The organism is Halovenus carboxidivorans (assembly GCF_009831575.1).
Classification (GTDB): Archaea; Halobacteriota; Halobacteria; order Halobacteriales; family Haloarculaceae; genus Halovenus; species Halovenus carboxidivorans.
In genome coordinates this window covers 166,112-185,577 of the sequence record NZ_WUUT01000005.1, presented here as the reverse complement: position 1 = coordinate 185,577, position 19,466 = coordinate 166,112, and the positions used below count along the sequence as shown (strand labels likewise).

General features: G+C 62.4%; 23 protein-coding genes. 10 read left to right on the top strand and 13 right to left on the bottom strand.

Going from position 1 to position 19,466, the window contains the following annotated elements; all coding sequences use genetic code 11:
- Nucleotides 1-41 precede the first annotated feature (41 nt).
- On the top strand, nt 42-863 hold the full coding sequence (locus tag GRX03_RS13395; RefSeq protein WP_233739969.1) for a hypothetical protein: 822 nt from the start codon (nt 42-44) through the stop codon (nt 861-863).
- 64 nt (nt 864-927) lie between these two features.
- Here the strand turns inward: GRX03_RS13395 and GRX03_RS13390 are convergent, their stop codons facing one another.
- Nucleotides 928-1,314, bottom strand: coding sequence for a hypothetical protein (locus tag GRX03_RS13390; protein WP_201289241.1), 387 nt, complete (start codon nt 1,312-1,314; stop codon nt 928-930).
- A gap of 744 nt (nt 1,315-2,058) precedes the next feature.
- Here GRX03_RS13390 and GRX03_RS13385 point away from each other — a divergent pair.
- Together GRX03_RS13385 and GRX03_RS13380 are read left to right on the top strand one after the other, a co-directional pair.
- A complete protein-coding gene (locus GRX03_RS13385; RefSeq protein ID WP_159764723.1) occupies nt 2,059-2,697 on the top strand; it encodes a DUF7342 family protein in 639 nt (212 codons plus the stop codon).
- Nucleotides 2,698-2,714: 17 nt separating this feature from the next.
- Nucleotides 2,715-3,185 (top strand): hypothetical protein, encoded by a 471-nt coding sequence (locus GRX03_RS13380; RefSeq protein ID WP_201289240.1) that lies wholly within the window; start codon nt 2,715-2,717, stop codon nt 3,183-3,185.
- 130 nt (nt 3,186-3,315) lie between these two features.
- On the opposite strand, the gene GRX03_RS16600 is transcribed toward GRX03_RS13380, so the two are convergent.
- From GRX03_RS16600 to GRX03_RS13360, 4 genes are all read right to left on the bottom strand, one after another.
- Nucleotides 3,316-4,110 (bottom strand): hypothetical protein, encoded by a 795-nt coding sequence (locus tag GRX03_RS16600; protein WP_201289239.1) that lies wholly within the window; start codon nt 4,108-4,110, stop codon nt 3,316-3,318.
- 73 nt (nt 4,111-4,183) lie between these two features.
- The gene (locus tag GRX03_RS13370) at nt 4,184-4,828 is read right to left on the bottom strand and encodes an A/G-specific adenine glycosylase (RefSeq protein WP_368278444.1); all 645 of its coding nucleotides are present in this window, start codon (nt 4,826-4,828) and stop codon (nt 4,184-4,186) included.
- 58 nt (nt 4,829-4,886) lie between these two features.
- The gene (locus GRX03_RS13365) at nt 4,887-5,894 is read right to left on the bottom strand and encodes a tyrosine-type recombinase/integrase (RefSeq protein WP_233739968.1); all 1,008 of its coding nucleotides are present in this window, start codon (nt 5,892-5,894) and stop codon (nt 4,887-4,889) included.
- A 155-nt stretch (nt 5,895-6,049) separates the two neighbouring features.
- A complete protein-coding gene (locus GRX03_RS13360; RefSeq protein ID WP_159764722.1) occupies nt 6,050-7,378 on the bottom strand; it encodes a cytochrome P450 in 1,329 nt (442 codons plus the stop codon).
- 120 nt (nt 7,379-7,498) lie between these two features.
- Here GRX03_RS13360 and GRX03_RS13355 point away from each other — a divergent pair, with 120 nt between their 5' ends.
- Nucleotides 7,499-8,464 (top strand): sugar phosphate nucleotidyltransferase, encoded by a 966-nt coding sequence (locus GRX03_RS13355; protein WP_159764721.1) that lies wholly within the window; start codon nt 7,499-7,501, stop codon nt 8,462-8,464.
- Between the two features lie 3 nt (nt 8,465-8,467).
- On the opposite strand, the gene GRX03_RS13350 is transcribed toward GRX03_RS13355, so the two are convergent.
- The 5 genes from GRX03_RS13350 to GRX03_RS13330 all read right to left on the bottom strand — a co-directional run bounded on the left by GRX03_RS13350 (nt 8,468) and on the right by GRX03_RS13330 (nt 13,833).
- Complete coding sequence (locus GRX03_RS13350) at nt 8,468-9,016, bottom strand: metal-dependent hydrolase (RefSeq protein ID WP_159764720.1); 549 nt, start codon at nt 9,014-9,016, stop codon at nt 8,468-8,470.
- Between the two features lie 98 nt (nt 9,017-9,114).
- Nucleotides 9,115-10,728, bottom strand: coding sequence for a preprotein translocase subunit SecD (locus GRX03_RS13345; protein ID WP_159764719.1), 1,614 nt, complete (start codon nt 10,726-10,728; stop codon nt 9,115-9,117).
- Entirely contained in the window at nt 10,725-11,606 is an 882-nt protein-coding gene (locus GRX03_RS13340; RefSeq protein ID WP_159764718.1) for a protein translocase subunit SecF, read from the bottom strand. The genes GRX03_RS13345 and GRX03_RS13340 overlap by 4 nt, the downstream gene beginning before the upstream one ends.
- A 76-nt stretch (nt 11,607-11,682) precedes the next feature.
- Nucleotides 11,683-13,128, bottom strand: a complete 1,446-nt coding sequence (locus GRX03_RS13335; protein WP_159764717.1) for an amidase — start codon at nt 13,126-13,128, stop codon at nt 11,683-11,685.
- 42 nt (nt 13,129-13,170) lie between these two features.
- Complete coding sequence (locus GRX03_RS13330; protein ID WP_159764716.1) at nt 13,171-13,833, bottom strand: DUF5812 family protein; 663 nt, start codon at nt 13,831-13,833, stop codon at nt 13,171-13,173.
- A gap of 93 nt (nt 13,834-13,926) precedes the next feature.
- Between GRX03_RS13330 and GRX03_RS13325 the strand changes: the two genes are divergently transcribed.
- Genes GRX03_RS13325 through GRX03_RS13315 form a run of 3 tightly spaced genes read left to right on the top strand, consistent with a single transcriptional unit; the run spans nt 13,927 to nt 16,248 of the window.
- Complete coding sequence (locus tag GRX03_RS13325; RefSeq protein ID WP_159764715.1) at nt 13,927-15,222, top strand: glucose-6-phosphate isomerase; 1,296 nt, start codon at nt 13,927-13,929, stop codon at nt 15,220-15,222.
- A gap of 40 nt (nt 15,223-15,262) precedes the next feature.
- Nucleotides 15,263-16,045 carry a CPBP family intramembrane glutamic endopeptidase gene (locus GRX03_RS13320; protein ID WP_159764714.1) on the top strand — a complete coding sequence of 261 codons (783 nt, stop codon included), beginning with the start codon at nt 15,263-15,265 and terminating at the stop codon, nt 16,043-16,045.
- A gap of 53 nt (nt 16,046-16,098) precedes the next feature.
- Nucleotides 16,099-16,248, top strand: a complete 150-nt coding sequence (locus GRX03_RS13315) for a CopG family transcriptional regulator (protein WP_159764713.1) — start codon at nt 16,099-16,101, stop codon at nt 16,246-16,248.
- A gap of 80 nt (nt 16,249-16,328) precedes the next feature.
- Here the strand turns inward: GRX03_RS13315 and GRX03_RS13310 are convergent, their stop codons facing one another.
- The gene (locus tag GRX03_RS13310) at nt 16,329-16,787 is read right to left on the bottom strand and encodes an NOB1 family endonuclease (RefSeq protein ID WP_159764712.1); all 459 of its coding nucleotides are present in this window, start codon (nt 16,785-16,787) and stop codon (nt 16,329-16,331) included.
- Between the two features lie 3 nt (nt 16,788-16,790).
- Entirely contained in the window at nt 16,791-17,033 is a 243-nt protein-coding gene (locus GRX03_RS13305; protein WP_159764711.1) for a PRC-barrel domain-containing protein, read from the bottom strand.
- 109 nt (nt 17,034-17,142) lie between these two features.
- On the opposite strand from GRX03_RS13305, the gene GRX03_RS16595 reads away from it, so the two are divergent.
- The 3 genes from GRX03_RS16595 (at nt 17,143) to GRX03_RS13295 (ending at nt 18,998) form a co-directional block, all read left to right on the top strand.
- The gene (locus GRX03_RS16595) at nt 17,143-17,301 is read left to right on the top strand and encodes a DUF7559 family protein (protein WP_201289238.1); all 159 of its coding nucleotides are present in this window, start codon (nt 17,143-17,145) and stop codon (nt 17,299-17,301) included.
- Nucleotides 17,301-17,729 carry an Hsp20/alpha crystallin family protein gene (locus GRX03_RS13300; protein WP_159764710.1) on the top strand — a complete coding sequence of 143 codons (429 nt, stop codon included), beginning with the start codon at nt 17,301-17,303 and terminating at the stop codon, nt 17,727-17,729. The genes GRX03_RS16595 and GRX03_RS13300 overlap by 1 nt, the downstream gene beginning before the upstream one ends.
- A gap of 87 nt (nt 17,730-17,816) precedes the next feature.
- Complete coding sequence (locus GRX03_RS13295; RefSeq protein ID WP_159764709.1) at nt 17,817-18,998, top strand: thiolase family protein; 1,182 nt, start codon at nt 17,817-17,819, stop codon at nt 18,996-18,998.
- A 39-nt stretch (nt 18,999-19,037) separates the two neighbouring features.
- Here the strand turns inward: GRX03_RS13295 and GRX03_RS13290 are convergent, their stop codons facing one another.
- Entirely contained in the window at nt 19,038-19,409 is a 372-nt protein-coding gene (locus GRX03_RS13290; RefSeq protein WP_159764708.1) for a DUF5518 domain-containing protein, read from the bottom strand.
- Nucleotides 19,410-19,466 lie beyond the last annotated feature (57 nt).

The following is a 19,466-nucleotide window of genomic DNA, read 5'->3' as shown; positions in this document are numbered from 1 at the left end:
GCTACCAGCACCGGATCAGTCTTTGTTCACATGGGATCTCGATGGAATTGTTCATTCCTGAAATATCGGATTCCGAGGCGGCGTCCACAACAAACATGATACTGCCCAACGCGGATTACATTAAAATGGGGACACTTGTCCTTGACATTGAAACAGCGAGTCCGTTCGAAGAACCGCCGGAGAACTCGAACGACACCCAGTACTTCGAATTCTTCGCTGTCAGCCTCGCGCACGCTGACGACCTGGACAACGCACCAGAAACCGAGGTGTTGTTCCGGCGCGGCGACTGGGATGACCAATACACGATTGATATCTATGAGCGCCTCTTCGAGTGGTGTGACGGCCGCAGCGTCGATCGTCTCCTCACGTACAATGGCACCTGGTTCGACGGCACGCACTTGCTGAACTGGGCCCACGACATCGACGATAGTGCTGACCGAGACTTCCTGGTACGCACAGAGGTTTTGTTCGAGAACCACGTTGATGTCGCGCTCGCGGCTGCCGACGAGTACGAGGCCGAACTCTGGGACGACCAGCACATCCTTCCTGACTGGAAAGCCTACGACCTCGTCGGCATCGAGAACGACAGCGTCTGGTACGACGACTACGACTTCCCCGACACCTATCTCTCTGGGATCGACGGGAAAGCTGTCCAAGGCAAGCACATCGGGCAGATCCTCGGCGACAAATACGTGCAAAACGTCGAAGCCGGTATCGAACACACCAGTGTCCACCGCGAACTCACACAACTCCTCAACGACTACTGCCACAGCGACGTCGCAGACCTCATTGACCTCTACACAGCACTCGGAGGTCCCCGCCTCGACGACACTTACCGTCGGACAGCCACCGACATCGCCTGATCTCTATTCACCTCGCTATCTTGATGTTCAAGATTACTGCAAAGGTTTTTCGACCGGGGGGCTCTCAGGCCGATGTCTCACTCGGCTCAGACTCCGCTGAAACTCGAGTTAGAAGCCTGTCTGCGGCCGTTGCCGCGGTAGTTGGTTCCAGTCCGTGCTGACAGTAGGTATCAACCACTGCTGACCGGATTTGTTCGTCAGGCCGCTTCGGGCGCGGATCAAGGTAGCCCTCGTCGCGGAGGTAGTCCCGGAGTTCGTCGATATTGTCGTCACGGAAGTAATTGATATCTGGCAGTCCGTCAAGCAGTTCCTCTGGATCGCCATCGACACGATCCGCTAGGGCGCTGACTTCCTCGATAAATTTGTCGCTGACGGCGCCGCTGGCTTCTAACACGTCACGGTCAACTGCCTTCCCGCGTCCGACCGTATACGCTTCGACGAACGCTTCCAATGCCGCGCCATGCCGGTGAACCTGCTCTCGAGACGTCTCTGACAGGAGGCCATCAACGGCACCAACCTCCAATAACGACTTGAGATGTCCCCAGCGCTCAATGCCAGCAGTACGGAGTCGGTACAGCACCGCCGGGTCTTCGGTCACGTACCAGAGCGGTGCCGAGGCTGCTCCCTGTCGATGATCTCACGGTCGTCCAACTGGTGGTGAACCGAACCCAAGACGAGCTTGATAGCCTGACGACCGAACCTGGGACGTCATTACGTCCGAGTAAGGAGCGAATGGCCAAGGGAGCAGCAGCCTACGCGATATTCGTCAGTCTAATCGCGTTCAATCTGGCCAGCCTCGGGCTCCTCCCCGCTGGAATCGCTTGATCCATCTCTTAACCGTATCAGAGGGGGGTTACCGCTCCGGGTATCAGCTTAGAACACGGCAGATTCCAAGGGGTGACTAATTCCAGCAGTGGATCATCATTCATAGCGTGGAATCTTCTGTTTATAGGATATACCGTATGATATCTCCCCTCTATGCAGGAGTGGAATTCTCTTGGTTTAGGTTATGATGGGTGTTTCGTGCTCCCCCACTGATGATCGACAGCATGGGTGAGTTACAGGATATTCGACTCAAACCCGAGATAACCTCAGAAGACACCTGTGCTTGCGCGGTTATGGAAGGCCCTTATCGGAAAGCGCCAATATATGTTTCCCCGGAAAATATTTGTTTTCCGAGCGCATAACACAGACAATGACTGATCCAACCCCGTTTCCCGATGCGGCTGAATTACCGGACGAAGAGCCGGACCCGTCCGAGATCGACCCCTTTGAGGAGGATCCAGCCGAGTACGAAGACATCAACGAGTTCGCAAAGGCGGAGTGGTCCGAATCGAAGACAGCCCGACAACGGGTGAAAGACGTCGTCGTCCGAGCGACCAGTCCGCTATCCGCCGCAGAGGTAGCCGAACTCGCCGACGTCTCTGAGCCGACCGCGAGGAGCGAATTGAACGAGCTCGCGGAAGAGGGAACGGTACTCGCAGAGTCTACGGATAACGGGCGCACGTACCAGCGAGACCCCGATTGGTATCGGATAAGGCGGATCCGAGAACTCGCAGGGAAGTCTCAATCCGCTCTCGAAACCACACTACAACGGCTGGAACGGGAGATCGAGACGTACCGGGAGAAATACGGGGAAAACACCCCGGAGGAGCTGATCCTCTCTGACGGATCACTCACCGATGACACGTGGGAAGATATCTCTCATTGGAGAACAGCAGTAGTGGACAGGGAGTACATTCGAACTGCATTGCAGTATGCCAAACTTCAGCGATCCGAGGAGATTCTGTTCGATGACGAGAGCGATAAAGACAAAGAACTAACCTCTACCTGAGTTACATCCAAGTACGCATGGCGATGGGAGGTGGGAGTCCGATTGACGAGGACGCGATTATTGCTGCCGTGACCGTGTTCCAGGACCGCTTAGGAGACTGCGTCCAAGAGGTTCGTTTCAAGAACTCCAGGAACGGGCCATACGAAGAGGCGATGATTACACCTCGGGAAGCCCGGTTGACGATCAGTCCGGGAATCCAGCGAAAAGGCGGATATTTCGATATCCAGTGGTGGCGGAACGGGGACTACAAGTACCACTACCGGGAAGACGGGCTGGAATTCAGATTCGGACGCGAAGCCGACAACGCGAGTACCGACGACCCGGTCAGACACTTCCACCCACCGAGCGACCCCTCACAACACGTTCCCTCGTGTATAGGCCCCGGGCACCCCCCGGAGCGAGTGACACTGGCAGTAATCTCGTGTTGGCTCGCTGCCGTGAAGGACAGCGATCCGAAGCCGCTGAACTCGCAGAGTAACCCTCCGTAGCTGTCTAGACGGATCCGAAGGTCAGAGCGGTGCTGTGAACTAATGAGGAGCGAGTCATGTAACTCGTCAACAATCAGTGGGTGTGGCGATAATCCTATGAAACGCGCTACTGAGAAGAGAGTCTACAGCGTCATTCGTGGTGAGGTCTGACCTCGTGGATGCGAACCGAGTACTGATCTGGTATGTCGTCGATCAGAACGCGGATTTTCAACACGCGTTCTTCGGTTGCGAGCTTCCTCATCGCGTCGGTCTGCGACCGTTCGAAGGACGCATCGCCGGTCTTGATTTCGCACCAGTACCGCTCTAACACCTCACCGTTCCATCCGTCTCGGGCGACGACACAGCAGTCCGGCGTCCAGCTACCACCGCCCTTGTCAGTCGAGACGGGTTTCCCCGAAGTCACGTCGATTCGAAGCCCGATTTCTAAGTCGTCAGGATCTACATTCAGGTCTCGCTTGACGAAATACTCCAGCGCAGGGGGCTTCGAACCCGACTTCACGACCGCTTCCCCGAGAGCGCCGTACAGATTCGCGCCGACGTCGAACGTCCACGTCTTTCCGTCGGTGGACGCCGGTTCCCTGACGGAGCGGTCGTAGTCGGCGAGCAGATACCCATTGACATCGCTCGGGTCGTTCGGTGCTGCCGCTTGAACGCGGAGCGATCCGCTCTCAGTCGAGAGTTGATCTGCGAACGCCTCCGCTTTCGAACGCGACCCGAAGGACAGTACTTCGCCGTACTCCTCGAAAACGTCAACGAGCGGTTCGTTAACCTCCAGCGCGCCCGGCTTGATTTCGAGCGCGTATCCCGACTCCTCGTTTGGAGTGATGGATTCCGGTTCCAACGATTCCGGAGCAGTTGTGTCTTCATCCTCAACCAGACGGCCGTTTCTGAACTTCAGTTGATCGAGCTCATCGTCGGAGCCCATTGTGCCAAGAAAATGTGAGAGCCCTCTCAAAATACTATTGAGTACCCACTAGAGCGCGAGGTCGCGTGACTCGCTAGTCCACCGTGGCGCTCTCAGGGCTGTCACAGGTCTCGCTCAGCGGGCACGAGACACACTGTGGGGAGCGAGCTGTGCATACCTCTGACGCGAAATCCAACATCGCGTGTTGAAACTCGCTGGCCCGGGTTGACGGCGAAAGCGCGTCCGCGAGATCGGTAATTACCCCGGATTCGGGCGGCAAGTCGAAGAACCGCGAGAGCAGTCGTCGCACGTTCGTGTCTACTGCCGCGATTCCGGCACCGAACGCGTGTATCAGGACCGATCTCGCGGTGTAACCACCGATACCGTATAACTCGACCAGCCCGGCGGGCCGTCGGGGAACCTCACCCGAATATCGGGCGAGTAACTGCTGTGAACACCGCTCGATAAACTCGGCGCGCTTCACTAGTCCGAGGCGGGCGATTCGCTGCTCGATGTCGTCTGTCGCGGCGGCGACGACGGCTTCCGGTGTGGGGTATCGAGCGATGAACGGGACGTATGCGCCGGCGACGGCCGCGGCAGTCGTCCGTTGAAGCAGAATCTCCGCGACGAGTACCTCGAAGGGCGTCCGGTCCGCCTCTCGCCAGGGCAGGGAGTGTCGGCCGTTCTCCTCGTGCCAAGCGAGTACCGGTTCGACGAAGGTTCGCTGAGGGTCTAACACGAACCGCTTTGGTCGCGTTATCGATTAAATAGATTCGTGGGACGCGGATTCTGGACCGTTAGATGTGGTCCAAGTAGCCGCGTCGCTGTTCTAGCTTCACTTCCTCGGACCGCTTGTCGTAGTGCTGGTCGAGCACTTTCCGGCTGACGTTCATCCGGTCGCTGACAACCTCAACCGGGACGTCCTCCGAGAGGAAGTGCGTGATGCTGCCCCGTCTGACCGCGTGTGGACTGACCGCCTCGGGGCACTTCGCGTTCGGCTTTTCTTCACAGTCCGGGCAGGGATCACCCCGATAGCACGGAGATGTCACGCGGTAGATCACTCGCCGTATGGTGTTCCGATGCATCCGGCCGCGAGCAGTCGTGAGGAGCGGCTTCCGACTGTGGCCGTCCTCCACTGCGCGACGCTGGTCCTCGATGTAGTCTTCGAGCAAGTCGCTGAGTGCGGGTGTCATGGCTACCAGCCGGTCTCCTGCTTTACCGTTTTTCAGTGTCGTCCCCTCGTCGGGGCGGTGGACTAGACGTATGCGTCCCTGATCGAAGTTGACGTCCTCGACATCCAGTGAGTGTGCGGCTCCGCTGCGCATCCCAGTTTCCCAGAGCAGGGCGAGTACGACGTGTTCGATTGAGCCGTACTCGTATTTCGTGAGGTAGTCGAGGATCTCTTGCGCTGTATCCGCATCGAGCGTTTCGTCGCGTTGGCGCTCTTCCGGACTGACCCGCGGTATCATCACCTTGTCGTAGAGGCTTTCCGGGACCGCCTCAATGGTCCCCGCCCATTTCAGGAACACCCGAAGAGAACTCATCTGCATCCGGAGTGTGAGTTTGTTCAGTGTACCGTCGTCTTTCCGCCACAGTCGGTACTGCTGGATATCGCGGCCCGAGAGTTCGTTGAGGTTGTCGATCCCTTCCTGTTGACACCACCGTATGAAGTGGTTCGTCCGGTACTTGTAGTTCCGAACGGTCGATTCGGAGCATCCGGCTTCCTTGTGATCGAGAAATAGTTGCTGCGCTGTGCTCGGTTCTAGCGGTTCCAAGTCGTCTCTGTCTATGGTCATGGTTGACATGGGTCGCCAGTAAGAGGTCTCGCGCGCGCAGAATCGACGTCGAAGAGTCAACGCGTATCTCGCGGTATATCCGCCCCAACCCATGAAGCATTTTCGCGGAGTGACCGCGGTTCGAATCCGACCCGACGACATTACCACACTCGTGAGTGGTTCAGCTACTCCCCGCGAGCGGTTACCGTCGCCTCGACGGGACCAGACGGCCGGAGGGTTACACTCGGTTGCAGATCCAACTGCTCGCGTTCGACGACGACATCGAACTCCTGCAGGACGTGTGCGAGCGTGAACTGCGCTTCCGTCAGCGCGATCTGTTTTCCGATACAGACCCGCGGGCCGCTCCCGAACGGGAAATACGAGTCGATACCCCGGGACACTTCCCCGTCCCACCGATCCGGCCGGAACGTCCGTGGGTCGTTCCAGACGCGGCTGTCGCGGTGGTGCGCGTACGGCGACATGAAGAGCAGTTCACCGTCCTCCAAAGCGGTGCCGGCGAGTTCGGTACCCGAGCGGACTTCCCGCGAGAGGCTCCAGACCGCCGGCGTCAGCCGCAACGTCTCCCGGACGACACGCTCGGTGTAGGTCAGTTCCGAGAGGTCACCCCAGCCCGGCGGGTCGCCGCCGAGCACCGACTGCGCCTCCTCGGCAACTCGTTCGCGGATCTCCGGGTGCTTCGAGAGCCAGTGGAAAGCGTAGGTGATCGTCAGCGCCGTCGTCTCCTGCCCGCCGGTCATGAACAGGACAGCCTCGTCGATGAGTTCGTTCTCCGAGAGTTCGATCGACGGGTCCGCTTTCGCCTCGATCAGCGCAGTGATCATGTCCTCCGGCGGGTCTTCTTGGCGCTGGTGCCAGTCGACGAACTCCCGTGCGACGCCTTCGATCACCTCGTCGGCGGCCTCGAACTCCTCGGAGGGACCAGTCTGGAGGCGCTCGGGGAGGACAACGTCGGTGAGGCTCGGCTCGAACTCCTCGGAGAACGTCCCCATCGCGTCGTGGACGGCGCTCGCGCGCTCTCGGTCGGTGTCCTGACTGAACAGCGACTGGGTGATTACCCGCATGGTGAGCACCGATAGCTCCTCGTGGAGGTCGAGCGTCCCGCGCTCGGGCCACGCGGCGAGCATCTCCTCGACAGTCTCGCTTGCGATGTCGGCGTACGTCGAGAGCTTTCCGCCGACGAACTCGGGTTGTAGTACCGAGCGTTGCTGTTCCCAGAGCATCCCGTCGCTCGAAACCAACCCCTGACGGCGCTGTGCCTCCGGTCCGACGGCCGGCCGTCGGAACCGGTCCCTGTCGGCGAGAATCTCGTGAACGAGCGTCGGGTCGAGGACGACCGTGAACCGCTGACCCACCGCCGGATCGAGTCTGACCATGGGATACTGGCCGCCGTAGGCCTCCTGTACTCCCGTGAGGACCCGCAACGGGTCGTCGACAAATCGCGAGACGTTTCCGATCACTGGCGGGCCTGCGGGCGTGTGCACGGCATCGCGCATACCACTGACAGGGACTGTACCTCCATAATGGTTGCCCGCGGCGGACCTCATCGCTTCTACTCCCGGCCGGCCCCGCTTCCATCCGAGATATTATTACACAGATACGAGAAGTATCTAGTGATGGACGCGATTGTCCTCGCAGGCGGATACGCAACGAGGCTGTGGCCAATCACCAAAAACCGCCCGAAGATGCTGTTACCGATCGGCGAACAGACGGTCATCGGCACCGTCTTCGAGGAGTTAGAGGCGGACGACCGAATCGACGATGTCTACGTCTCGACTAACGAGAAGTTCGCCGGAGAGTTCGAGTCCTATCTCGCCGGCAGCCCCTACGAGAAACCGCAGGTATCCGTCGAGGAGACGACCGCCGAATCCGAAAAGTTCGGCGTCGTGGGGGCACTCGGCGAACTCGTCGACCGCGAGAATCTCTCGGACGATACGCTCGTCGTCGCCGGAGACAATCTCATCTGTTTCGAGATGGGTTCGTTCATCGACGAGTTCGAGGCCAACGGAGCCCCGACGCTGGCCGCGTACGATGTCGGATCGTACGAACGCGCTTCCTCCTACGGCCTCGTCGAACTCGACGGCAACGAGGTCGTCGACTTCCAGGAGAAACCCGACGAACCGAAGAGCACGCTCGTCTCGATTGCCTGCTATGCCTTCCCGAGCGAGACGTTATCTCTGTTCTCGACGTATCTCGACGGCGAGAACAATCCCGACGAACCCGGCTGGTTCATCCAGTGGCTCCAGGACAGACGCACGGTCAACGCCTTCACCTTCGACGAGGCGTGGTTCGATATCGGCACGCCGGAGAGCTATCTCGACGCTATCGCCTGGCAACTCGACGGCGAGAACGTCGTGCACCGCGACGCCGAGACGGAGGATGTCGAACTCCAGGGCAACGTCCAGATCATGGCCGACGCCGAGGTCACCGATACGACGCTGTCGAACTCGATCGTCTTCCCGGACGCGACGATCACGAACAGCGAACTGCGCCGCTCTATCGTCGACAAGGAGTCTCGCGTCGACTCGCTGAACCTCTCGGGCGCGGTTGTCGGCGCACACACCCATCTCAACGGCGATTAGCGCCTACTGCCCTCGCTCTTTCAAGCGGCGGCGAGAGAGACTCCCGATTCCGGGACAGCCGTCGCGATACCAGACGAACGCGGCCAGACAGAACAGCCCGAGTTGGAACCACTCGTAGGGGCCGACCGAGTACCCGAGAACTCCGTCGAGGATACTCCCGACCTGTCGGGGCTCGGGCTGGTCGAACAGCGGCCAGACGAGATACGCCGCCGCGGTGAACTCGCCGGCGAAAAACTGCGGCGGCAGGTCGGAGAGTAGGTGTACGACGTGGCCGACAGAGAACGCGACGCCTACCTCACTGCAGTCGTATCGAGCGGTGATGCCGAGGGCGACGGGGATCAGAATCGGCAGGAACAGCGCCGAGTGTGCGAGCGCTCGACTGCCGGGGACCACACCGAGCCCCCAGCTGAGCGGCTTGTCGATCAGATCCGGAAGTTGTGAGCCAACGGCGAGCGCGAGAACCGGACCGCCGGCTGAGGGCCGCCGGTGCTGTCGTCGTACCACCGCCGAGTACAGCAGATACGCGACGGCGAGGTGGCCCCAAAACCACATATCGCTTCCTGTTGTTTAGCGCCGAAGTGAACTTCGGTCCCGGGCAGTGATCCGTGGAGACGTGCACGCACACTCCGACCGAGTGAACGCTTCGTCGGTTATTTTCGTTTCACGTCGTCGAGCATGAGCTTTCGGAGCACGTCACCGTAGGCCGGTCTGGTGACGAGCACGCCGATCAGCACGCCCACGATGGTGACGATTGCGAAGCCGCGGAGGTCACCGAGGCTCAACACCGCGAGCGGGCTCATCGCGATGATCGTCGTTCCGGCGGCCATCCCGATGATCCAGAAGGCCTTCCGGAACCGGCTCTGGAACACGCGTCCAGTCTTCACCTCGTCGCGCCGCTGTAGGATCTCGTCGGCCATGATTATCAGGTCGTCCAGCCCGGTCCCGATGACTGCGATGAGGCCGGCGATGTGAGAGAGATCTAACGCCATCCCGATTGCGGCGGCAAAGCCGAGCAGCAGGAACACCTCACTCGCCGCCGTGACCAGCATCGGAACCGCGACGCGAACGTCTCGATACCAGACGTAGACCACCAGACTCACCGCCAGCCACGCGAGGAAGGCCGTGAGCAGAGCCAGCGGTTTGAAGATCTGTGCCGTGCTCGGGGAGATGTAGCTGGTCGACTCGATCCGGAGCTCACTCGGCAGTGCGCCCGCTCTGAGGTCGACCTCCAGCTGGCGGGCCTCTTCCATGGAGTTCGTCGTGATGACGTATCCCCCGTCGAAGTTCCCGGATTCGAGCGTGTTCGCCAGATCCGGGTTCAGTCCCGCGGCGCTGGTGATGTTGCCATCGACGACTGTGTACAGACAGTACTGGTTCGGATCGGGCTCTTCGCCCTCCTCCCACCGGCACTGCTGTGGCCCGCGGACGCCGTTCTGTGTGAAGCCGGTTTCGACCATCCGCTCCTGGAACCGCTGTGCGGCCTCGTCGGTCAGTTGGATTCTGACGTGCGGGAGATTGATCGTATCGGAGGCGCTCGCGGGCGTCGCTCCCGGGATCCGCTGGAAGTCGCCCTCTTCGAGCAGCACCTCCATGTTCGGTTCGGTCGCGTTCTCCGTGGCGTTCGGATAGCCGAGCATCACCTGCACCCGACCGGGGCTCCCGATGAGTTCCTCGACCCGTTCTCGGTCGGCTCCCGGGACCTCGACGACGATGAAGTGCTCGCCGCTCGGGGTCTGTGTCGTCGTGACACTGGATCCGCCGAGGCCGGTCTCGTCGATCCGCGTTTCGAGCACCCGAACGGCTTGCTCCCGGGAGGTATCGGTGACGCCGACGCTGATGTCGTCCTCGCTCACGTCGAGGCCGGCGGCGTTCAGCGCGGCGACGAACGCTGATTGCGGGACCTGGTCCGGGCTCTTGTACAACTCGATCGCGTTCGAATTCGGCCGCGTCTGCACATCGACTGGCTCGACGTTGTACTCGCCCTGGAGTTCACTCACGATAGTCGACGTGATCTCGCTTTCCCTGTTGGTGTCGAACTGTACCTCCTCGGCCGTCTGGCCGACGAGTTGGCCCCGGACACGGGTGCCGCCGGCCAAATCGAGTCCGTACTGCAGGTTCGTCGGATCGCCGAATGCCTGTGTCTGGTTATCCGTGGCCCCGTTACCGCCGGCGCCCGGTCCGAGCGGACCAAACAGCGCCACGGCCGCAAGCGCACAGAGGACGACCAGCATCAGCACTCGCCAGTTGTCTCGTACGTCGATCATGCGCTATCACCGCCCGTGTACCACCGGAGCAGACTCATGTTGAGCAGATATGTGTTGAGCAGATCAGCCGCGAGCCCGAAGATGAGGATGAGCGCGATATCCCCGAGTAGCGGGATCCCGAACACCCGGGCGACGATTGCCATCGTCACCATCGCGGCGATGGAGGTCAGCGTCATCGACACGCCAGTCCGCATCGCCGCGTAGGCGTTGTCGTAGAACCCACCCCGCCGACGCAGCACGTGGTTGTTCAGCAGGATGTCGGAGTCGACGCTGTAACCGATAATCATCAGCAACGCGGCGACCGCCCCCAGCGTGAGTTCGATCCCCAGGAGATTCATCAGCGCGAGCGGGATCATGATGTCCGAAAACGCCGAGAGAACGACCGCGATACTCGGGACGAAGGTCCGGAACATCAGGGCGACGAGGATACTCATCCCCGCGAAGGCAACGACCAACCCGAGCAGTGCCTGTCCCTGCGTGTCGCCGCCGAACGACGCGGATCGCTGTTCGACACGCTGGATGACATCCTCGCCGTTCCCATACTCCTCGTTGAGCGTCTGCTCGATAGCCTCGGCCTCCTCGCCCGTGGCCTGAGTCTGGACGGCGTATCTGTTGTCCTCCAGGCCGACCGACCGGACGTTCTCGATGTCGTGCTCCGAGAGCACCTGTTCGATCTCGTCAGTCGAGGTGTCCTCTGCGACGAATTGAATTTCTGTACCCCCGGTAAACTCGAATCCCAGCGCGACCGGTGATCCGGTCATCACGTACGCGCCGGCAATGATCGCGAGAGAAATGCCGAGGATTACGAGTGGGATGGCCGCCAACTGGCGGTCCGTATACTCCTCGTATGGGGCTCGTTCAACGTCGATACGTCCCATAGGATTGCTTCCGAGATGGTGTTGAATAAGCCTTTTTATACAACTGTTCCGTCGTCCTGCCAATATCCGGCGGCGGTCAGCGCCGGGATTCGAGCGCCTCCCCGACGGCGACCGCAGTCGCCTCGTCGAACCACTCGGTGACGATCTGACACCCGACTGGATCGCTCGGCCCCTCCGCCCCGGACCAGGGCACGGACAGCGCGGGATGGCCCGTGAGATTGAACGGGCTCGTATGCGCAATCGTCTCGAGGAGGTCCGCGTCGGTCTCCACCGAGCCGTACTCCGGAGCCGTCGTCGGTGTCGTCGAGAGGACCAGCGCGTCGTACTCGTCTAGCCGATCCTCGACGACAGTCCGGAACTGCCGTCGGGTGTTCTGTGCGGCGACGTAGCCGGCGCTGTCGTCGCTGGCCGTCAGCGCCCGCCCGACGACGAGCCGTGCTCTGACGTTCTCGCCCAGTTTCTCCGTGTCCATCTCGGCCACCGCCGTCCGCCACTGCTCGCTGTAGCCGGTTCCGACGCCGATGTCCTGCCCGGCCTGGGCGGCGAGTGTCGTGAACTCCGCGGCCGTAACCGCGGCGTTGACAAGCGGCTGTGTGTCGAAGCCGGGTAGGGACACCCTCTCGACGGTCACCCCCGCGGCTTCCAACTCGTCGGCCGCCGCTTCGATTGCCTCCGCCACCGCCTCGTCCGCACGGCTCTGTGCCTCTTCGACGAGTCCGACTCGTAGCCCGTCCGGGCCGGCGTCCAGGCCGTCGGTCGGCTCCGGCGTCTCCATCCCGTCGGTCGACGGGTCGCGGCCGTCCGGCCCGTTGATCGCTGACAGGACCGTCGCCGCGGTTTCCACGTCCGGAGCAAGCGGTCCGATGTGGTCCAACGAACTCGCCAGGTCGGCGAACCCGAACCGCGGGACCGTCCGGAAGGTCGGTTTGAACCCGACGACCCCGCAGTACGACGCCGGGATCCGAACCGATCCGCCGGTGTCGGTGCCCAGCGCCGCGTCGACGAGACCGGCCGCGACTGCCGCTCCGCTCCCGCTCGAAGAGCCGCCGGGGACGCCCTCCGCCTTCGGGTTCGTCACCGGGCCGTGAGCGCAGGTCTCACTCGTCGTAAAGTAGGCGAACTCGTCCATGTTCGTCGTTCCGATTAGCTCCGCACCGGCGTCGACCAGCCGCTCGGTGACGGTCGCGTGGTACGAGGGCTCGAACTCGATTGCCGCCGAGCCGCAGGTCATCGGTACGCCCGCGACGGCGATGTTGTCCTTGACCGCGAGTGTCATCCCTTCGAGGGGGCCGGTAGCCGCCGCCGAGAGCTCACACCGATACAGGAAGGCGTTGTACTCGTCGTCGCCCTCACGCACCTCCCCTGCCGGGGCTCCCTCGAACTCGGTCGGTTCGAGACTGTCGAGCAACGCCTCAGTGTTCGTGATCTCCGTCCTGTACGCGTCCCGTTCCGCCCCGGATAGCGTCAATCCGTACGTTTCTGCGGCCGCATCCAGTGCCTCCGCTATGCGATCGTCTGCCATAGTTCGGACTGCGACGAGAGAAATATAACCCTTTCCCCGGACTCAGGGGAGATATCGGATACTGATGACGCCGGACTCCTCGTCGGTCCTGACCTCGACGCGGTTGACGCCGTAGCGTGCGGCGTTTTTGTAGGGGTTTTCCTCGTCGTCGAGGGAGTCGGCGGTCTGTTCGACCAGGTCGGGGTCGATCTTGAGGATGTGGATCTCTCCTTCGCCTTCCCGGTCGATGGCGATTACCTCGTCTCGACCCATCTCCTCGGAGATTTCCATGACCTGTGTCGTCGGCGGCTCTGGGCTCCGCTCGACGTCAATCGTGTAGTGGTCGGTCAGTTCCTTGACGAAGTAGGAGACTTCCATCGGGGGTTGTGCGACGAGTGTCGCTTCGACGATATCGTGTGTCTCCACGCCCGGGTTCTCGATGAGCGTACAGATCTCCGCGGTGTTCACGTCGTGCAGCGTGACGGCCTCGTCTTCGGCGTATTTGACGTAGTACGTCCCCGATTTCGTCTCGGGCTCTTCGGGCTGCTCGGCCATCGGCCCGGTGAGTCCGGTTCCTCCGTCATCGTCCTCGTCGTCGTACGCTTCGCCGGGTCTGACCGGGCTCGGGTCGCTGTCCGGATCGTCGTACATCCCCGCGATCGGATCCTCCTCGCGCCGCTTTTCGGCCTCCGAGAGTTCGTCGCTGTTGCCGTCCTCCTCAGACATACCCGGGGGTAGGCGGTTCGTACTCTTTGCCGTTTCGACTCTCCGGACGCGGGAGTCGTGAAGGCTTTAGGAGTCCCTGACGAGAGAGCCAGTATGCAGATCGATATCGGAAACGCGCTCGATACCGTCCTCGCCGAGGGGCTCACAGAGGAGGACCTCGACGACCTCGACGAGGCGGTCGAACGGGCGCACGAGCGCATCGAACGCGGCCGCGCCGAAGACGAGTTCGGCTACGCCTCACTCAATCTCCCGACCGCGACCGATCCCGACGAGATCGAAACCGCCGTCGAACCGGTCGCGGACAGCGAGGCGGTTCTCACCGTCGGCATCGGTGGGAGCGCGCTCGGCGCGGCGACGATTTCCGAAGCTCTCGGCCCCAGCGACGTCGATCACCTCGTTCTGGACAACGTCGATCCCGCCCACGTTCGCGGGACACTCTCCGATCTGGATCTCGACCGCACCGCCGTGAACGTCGTCTCCCGGTCGGGAACGACTGCCGAGACGCTCGCCAACTTCCTGATCGTCCGCGACGCGATGGACGAGGCGGGCGTCGACTGGACGGAGCGGACGGTCGTCACGACCGGCGAAGACGGGCCGCTTCGCGATCTCGCAGACGGTCACGGGCTTCCCTCCCTCGACGTGCCCGCTGGCGTCCCCGGCCGGTTCTCCGCGCTCTCTGCGGTCGGACTGGTTCCGGCGGCGATCCGCGGCCACGATATCGAGGGACTGCTAGCCGGCGGGCGCGCGGCCGCCGACAGTCTCGGCCCGTCGCTGTTCGAGTGTCCGGCCTACGCCTACGGCGCGACTGCGTACGCGCTCGACCAGCGCGGCTTCTCGACGAACGTGATGATGCCGTACGCCGAGGGGCTGGAAGCCTTCGCGGAGTGGTTCGCACAACTGTGGGCCGAGAGCCTTGGCAAAGACGGCACCGGGCAGACGCCGGTTCGGGCCCTCGGCGCGACAGATCAGCACTCACAGCTCCAACTCTACCGGGCCGGCCCGAAGGACAAGCTCCTCACGCTCGTCCGCGTGACCGGCCAGCCGGACTGTCCGATTCCCGAGACCGGGATTCCGGATCTCGCGTACCTCGGCGGGACGGACCTGGGTGAGTTACTGGACGCGGAGTTCGAGGCCACGGAGGCGAGTCTGGCCGCCGCGGAGTGCCCGAACGTCCGGATCGAACTCGACGGCCTCGACGCCGAGAGTGTGGGCGCGTTGCTGTACGAGATGGAGGCGGCTTGCATTCTCGCGGGCGAACTCTACGATGTCGAGACGTTCACACAGCCGGCCGTGGAGTGGGGGAAACGCGCCGCGCGGGGACTGCTCGGCGGCGGCGACTTCGAGGAGGCCGAGGCAGTCGCCTCCAAGGAACGGCTCGAAATCGACTGAATCACAGCGGATATCAACCACAGGCCCCGTATTGGGGACAATGGCAGACGACTCCGGCGGCCTCGGCTCTGCACGGATGCCCGACGGACGGCCGCTGTTCGAGTTCGGTGACCTCGAACAGCGTCGCATCGGTGTCCTCCACTCGATTCTGCTCGTTCTCGGCGCGTTCGTCGTCGCGGCACTGTTCGTCAGCATCGGGGGCGGTGCGCTCGAGGCCGTCGGAGTCGAGCCCGGTTCACCGGCCGCCGCGGTCGTCGACACGGCGACGAACTTTATCGGGCTGCTCGTCGTTCCGCTCGGATATCTCGCCTGGCGCGAGGAGTGGGCACTGGTCGGGTTTCGGCGTCCCTCGACCCGTGATCTCGCCACGATTGTCGTCGGTGCGGTCGTCCTTATCGTCTTCATGAACGCCGCGGAACTGTTGCTCTCCGCACTCGGTTTCGAGCCGGCGCAGAACGCGGCGGTGGAAAGCGGCCGCGAGAACCCCGAGCTGTTCCTCTACTATATCCCCGTCGTGTTGCTGTTGAACGCCCCCGCGGAGGAACTGCTCTTCAGAGGTCTCGTTCAGGGGCTGCTCCGGCGGGCCTTCGGCGTTCTCCCGGGCATCGTCGGTGCCGCGGCCATCTTCGGGCTCGTCCACTACTCCGCGCTGGTCGCCCAGGGCAGCGCCGGCGCGTATATCGTCATCGCGCTCGGCTCCGGCGTCATCCTCGGTATCCTCTACGAGTACACGGAGAATCTTCTGGTCCCTATCGTCGTCCACGCGGTCTGGAACTGTCTGGTCTACGCTACCCTCTACCTCGAAGCGACGGGTGTGCTCTGACGCTGACGCGCGTCTGACGCCGTTTTAATACAGTGGGAGATGTTGGCATAGGCATGTCCGCTTCCTTCAGTGTCGTGCTGTCAGATGACCGCGCCAGAGAAGTGCGCCGACTGGCCCGCGAAAACGACCTCCACGAGAAGGAGGTGCTCGAACAGCTCGTGGACATCGGGCTGGCGGAGCTGGAGGAGGGCGAGCCAGTCTGAGTCGACGTAGCGGCGTTCTGAGTCGGGGCCGAGCCACCCAGAGATCCCACCGCGCGCCGGATACGAACGGTCTCCCCGGATCAGGCCGGATTCTTTCGGGAGAGCTCACTCCCACAGACGGGACATCTGTCGTGGTCGTCGTCGAACTCCCGGCCACAGCCCTGGCACTGGTAGTTCCAGTCGCGCTGTTCGTCGATCCCGTCGCGGGCGATGACCTCGACGGCGACGTTGAGCTTTTCGGCGACGTTTTGCATCGCGTAGTCGTCGGTCACGAGCGTCCCGTCTAGCTCGAAGGTCGCGGCGACCAGCCGAATGTCCGTCCGCGAGAGTTCGTCGTAATCGCCGGTCTCCCGAGCGGCCCGTTCGATCTGTTCGACGGTCTCGGCGTCTGGAATGTGCATGTGCATCCCGGAGCCTTCGAGGGCGTCGAACCGGTAGGCGCTCTCGTCTTCGAGTTCCTCTCGGACGAGCGGAATCGAGGCGATCTGCTCGTCGGTGTGATACTCGTTGATGAACGCTGATGAATCGAGAATATACATTCCTTACCGCTGGATGATCATGTGGTCTTTGACCGCTTGTACGCGGTTGACGGGAACGAGGAGCCGACCCTGGGGGTCGGTCTCGAACTCCTCGGTGGCGGCGTAACTCTCGTCGGGATCGATGACCAGATTGGCGAGTCGACCCGAGTCGAGGTCCATCGTGATGTTGTACAACATGCCGAGTTCGGCCCCATCCGTGCCCATGACGGCTTTCCCGGAGAGGTTCTCAGCGAGTATCTCTGGCATATCTAACTGTATTGCAGCCCCCGCATTTAAATTTGCACGCCCGGTTGCGGCCGCCGTTTCCCGGTCTGTAGCCACGGCATTGATTACGCGCCCGCCCTAACAGGCAGATATGCCAAAGACACTGGAAGTCGTTTGCACGGATGACGAATGCGAGATGGACATGTTCGAGTTGCACTACACCTACGACATGCCCGACAGCGTCGGTGTGAGCGATTTCGTCTGCCCGTACTGCCAGCAGACAGACTGTCTCTCGGAGGTGGAACTGTAATGCGTGGGGTGGGCGAGTCGGTGGGGTCTGCCGTCTTCGGCACGCTCGGCCGGGTCATGGCCCGCACCCAGGAGAAGCGCGGCCTCCCGGTCGACCTGCTCGAGAGCGACGACGCCTTCCTGGCGATTTTCGACGCCCCGGGCGCCCACAGCAGCGATATTCAAGTCCGATTCGAGGACGACACGATCTTCGTCCGCCTCGACCGATTCCGCTCGCCCCGCGAGGAGTACGAGATGACCTACCCCGGTCGCGGTCTCGCGCTCGACGGACGGACGACGCTTCCGGACGGGGCGGCCGTCGACCCCGCCGGCGCGACCGCGACGCTCAAAGAGGACGGGACCCTCCACGTTCGGATTCCAAAAGCCGACCAGGCGACCGCACACGACGGCTCGGACATCGAGACGGAACCGTCCGCGGACGAGCAGTAACTCCGCTTTTCGTCCCGCTCTGTCCCGTGATTGCCGAGAGCGGACTCAGGACAAGGACTAAACAGGATGCCAGCAAATGATACTGGTATGCCAGAGGCATACATAGTCGACGCGGTCAGAACGCCGTTCGGGAAGGAGGACGGGGTTTTCAGCGACACCCATCCGCAGGATCTGGCGGCCGAGCCGTTGCTGGCGCTAGAGGAGCGCAACGGCTTCGACGGCAGCGAGGATATCGAGGACGTCGTCTACGGCTGTGTCTCGCCGCTCGACGAGCAGGGACTGAACATCGGCCGTATCGCACCCATGGTCGCCGGCTGGGACGACGACGTACCCGGCGTTCAACTCAACCGGATGTGCGGCTCCGGCCAGCAGGCGATCAACTTCGCCGCCGGCCAGATCCGCGGGGGGATGCAGGATGTCGTCGTCGCGGGCGGCGTCGAGCACATGACGCGGGTGCCGATGGGCAGCGACAACCCCTCACAGAACCCGGATCTCGACGGTCAGGCCCTGACTGATACCTACTTCCAGTACTTCGACGAACTGACTACGCAAGGCGAGGGAGCCGAACGCATCGCCGAGCAGTGGGGGTTCTCCCGCGAGGAGGTCGACGAGATTGCGCTCGACTCGCAGACACGCTGGGCCGAAGCCGCCGAGAGCGGTGCGTACGACGAACAGGTCGTCCCCGTCGAAACCGAACTCGACGGGGAAAAAGTCACCGTCGACACCGACGAGCACCCCCGCCCGGAGACGGACATGGAGACGCTATCGGAGCTCCCGCTGGTCTTCCGTCAGGAGGGCGACGGCGTCATCCACCCCGGCAACTCCTCCGGCATCGTCGACGGTGCCGCGGCGACGCTGGTCGCCTCCGGCGAGGCCTGCGAGGAACACGGCTGGGAACCGAAAGCCCGGATCGTCGACTCGAAGGTCGTCGGCGTCGATCCTCTGACGATGCTCACTGGTCCGATCCCGGCCACGAAGGAACTGCTCGAGGAGAACGATATGACCGTCGACGACATCGACCGTTTCGAGATCAACGAGGCTTTCGCCTCCGTCATCACCGCGTGGCTCGAAGAGACGGGCGCGAGTTGGGAGAAGACGAACGTCTGGGGCGGCGCGATCGCTCACGGCCACCCGCTGGGCGCGACCGGCGCGGCGCTTCTCGGCAAACTCCCCTACCAGCTCGACGCGTGTGATGGCCAGTACGGCCTCTGTGCGATGTGCATCGGCTTCGGACAGGGGATCGCGACGATCGTCGAACGCGTCGAGTGAACCGTTCGCCGGCGCTCGACGCGCGACGAACTCGCTTTTCTAACCGGCGAGCGCTCCGCCGACAGCGCCGCCGAGCGCGCTCTCGATGGCGGCGATCAGCGAGACCAACACGATGATCGCGAACGTCCCGAATCCGAGCGCGGCCCCGATAGCGCCCGCGACCGGACCGAGGCTGAGCCCGACGATAGAGATCACGATCCAGACTAACACCGCGATGAAGAAGCCGCCGAGGCTGCCGGCGAGCAGGCCGTGCCAGGAGCCTCGGAACAGGCCGCCGCCGGCGAGATAGCCCGCGACCGCGCCGCCGATCACCGCCGCGAGTAGCTGTCCCAGTCCCGGAATGATCAGCCCGACCGCGCCGAGGCCCATAATTGTGAGAAAGCCGACCGTAACGGCGCGCCAGTCGATCATCACCGACCTCCCGCTCGGGGCCGTCCAGTCGCGTGCTCGTTCGTTCTCGGTCGTCGG

Coding starts and splice junctions, on each gene's coding strand:
- GRX03_RS13340 (WP_159764718.1), bottom strand. CDS start 11,606: ATGGGACGTATCGACGTTGAACGAGCCCCATACGAGGAGTATACGGAC.
- GRX03_RS13365 (WP_233739968.1), bottom strand. CDS start 5,894: ATGTCAACCATGACCATAGACAGAGACGACTTGGAACCGCTAGAACCG.
- GRX03_RS13310 (WP_159764712.1), bottom strand. CDS start 16,787: ATGTATATTCTCGATTCATCAGCGTTCATCAACGAGTATCACACCGAC.
- GRX03_RS13305 (WP_159764711.1), bottom strand. CDS start 17,033: ATGCCAGAGATACTCGCTGAGAACCTCTCCGGGAAAGCCGTCATGGGC.
- GRX03_RS13385 (WP_159764723.1), top strand. CDS start 2,059: ATGACTGATCCAACCCCGTTTCCCGATGCGGCTGAATTACCGGACGAA.
- GRX03_RS13350 (WP_159764720.1), bottom strand. CDS start 9,016: ATGTGGTTTTGGGGCCACCTCGCCGTCGCGTATCTGCTGTACTCGGCG.
- GRX03_RS13395 (WP_233739969.1), top strand. CDS start 42: ATGGAATTGTTCATTCCTGAAATATCGGATTCCGAGGCGGCGTCCACA.
- GRX03_RS16595 (WP_201289238.1), top strand. CDS start 17,143: ATGCCAAAGACACTGGAAGTCGTTTGCACGGATGACGAATGCGAGATG.
- GRX03_RS13360 (WP_159764722.1), bottom strand. CDS start 7,378: ATGCGCGATGCCGTGCACACGCCCGCAGGCCCGCCAGTGATCGGAAAC.
- GRX03_RS13355 (WP_159764721.1), top strand. CDS start 7,499: ATGGACGCGATTGTCCTCGCAGGCGGATACGCAACGAGGCTGTGGCCA.
- GRX03_RS13320 (WP_159764714.1), top strand. CDS start 15,263: ATGGCAGACGACTCCGGCGGCCTCGGCTCTGCACGGATGCCCGACGGA.
- GRX03_RS13315 (WP_159764713.1), top strand. CDS start 16,099: ATGTCCGCTTCCTTCAGTGTCGTGCTGTCAGATGACCGCGCCAGAGAA.
- GRX03_RS13380 (WP_201289240.1), top strand. CDS start 2,715: ATGGCGATGGGAGGTGGGAGTCCGATTGACGAGGACGCGATTATTGCT.
- GRX03_RS13330 (WP_159764716.1), bottom strand. CDS start 13,833: ATGTCTGAGGAGGACGGCAACAGCGACGAACTCTCGGAGGCCGAAAAG.
- GRX03_RS13300 (WP_159764710.1), top strand. CDS start 17,301: ATGCGTGGGGTGGGCGAGTCGGTGGGGTCTGCCGTCTTCGGCACGCTC.
- GRX03_RS13345 (WP_159764719.1), bottom strand. CDS start 10,728: ATGATCGACGTACGAGACAACTGGCGAGTGCTGATGCTGGTCGTCCTC.
- GRX03_RS16600 (WP_201289239.1), bottom strand. CDS start 4,110: ATGGGCTCCGACGATGAGCTCGATCAACTGAAGTTCAGAAACGGCCGT.
- GRX03_RS13295 (WP_159764709.1), top strand. CDS start 17,817: ATGCCAGAGGCATACATAGTCGACGCGGTCAGAACGCCGTTCGGGAAG.
- GRX03_RS13335 (WP_159764717.1), bottom strand. CDS start 13,128: ATGGCAGACGATCGCATAGCGGAGGCACTGGATGCGGCCGCAGAAACG.
- GRX03_RS13290 (WP_159764708.1), bottom strand. CDS start 19,409: ATGATCGACTGGCGCGCCGTTACGGTCGGCTTTCTCACAATTATGGGC.
- GRX03_RS13325 (WP_159764715.1), top strand. CDS start 13,927: ATGCAGATCGATATCGGAAACGCGCTCGATACCGTCCTCGCCGAGGGG.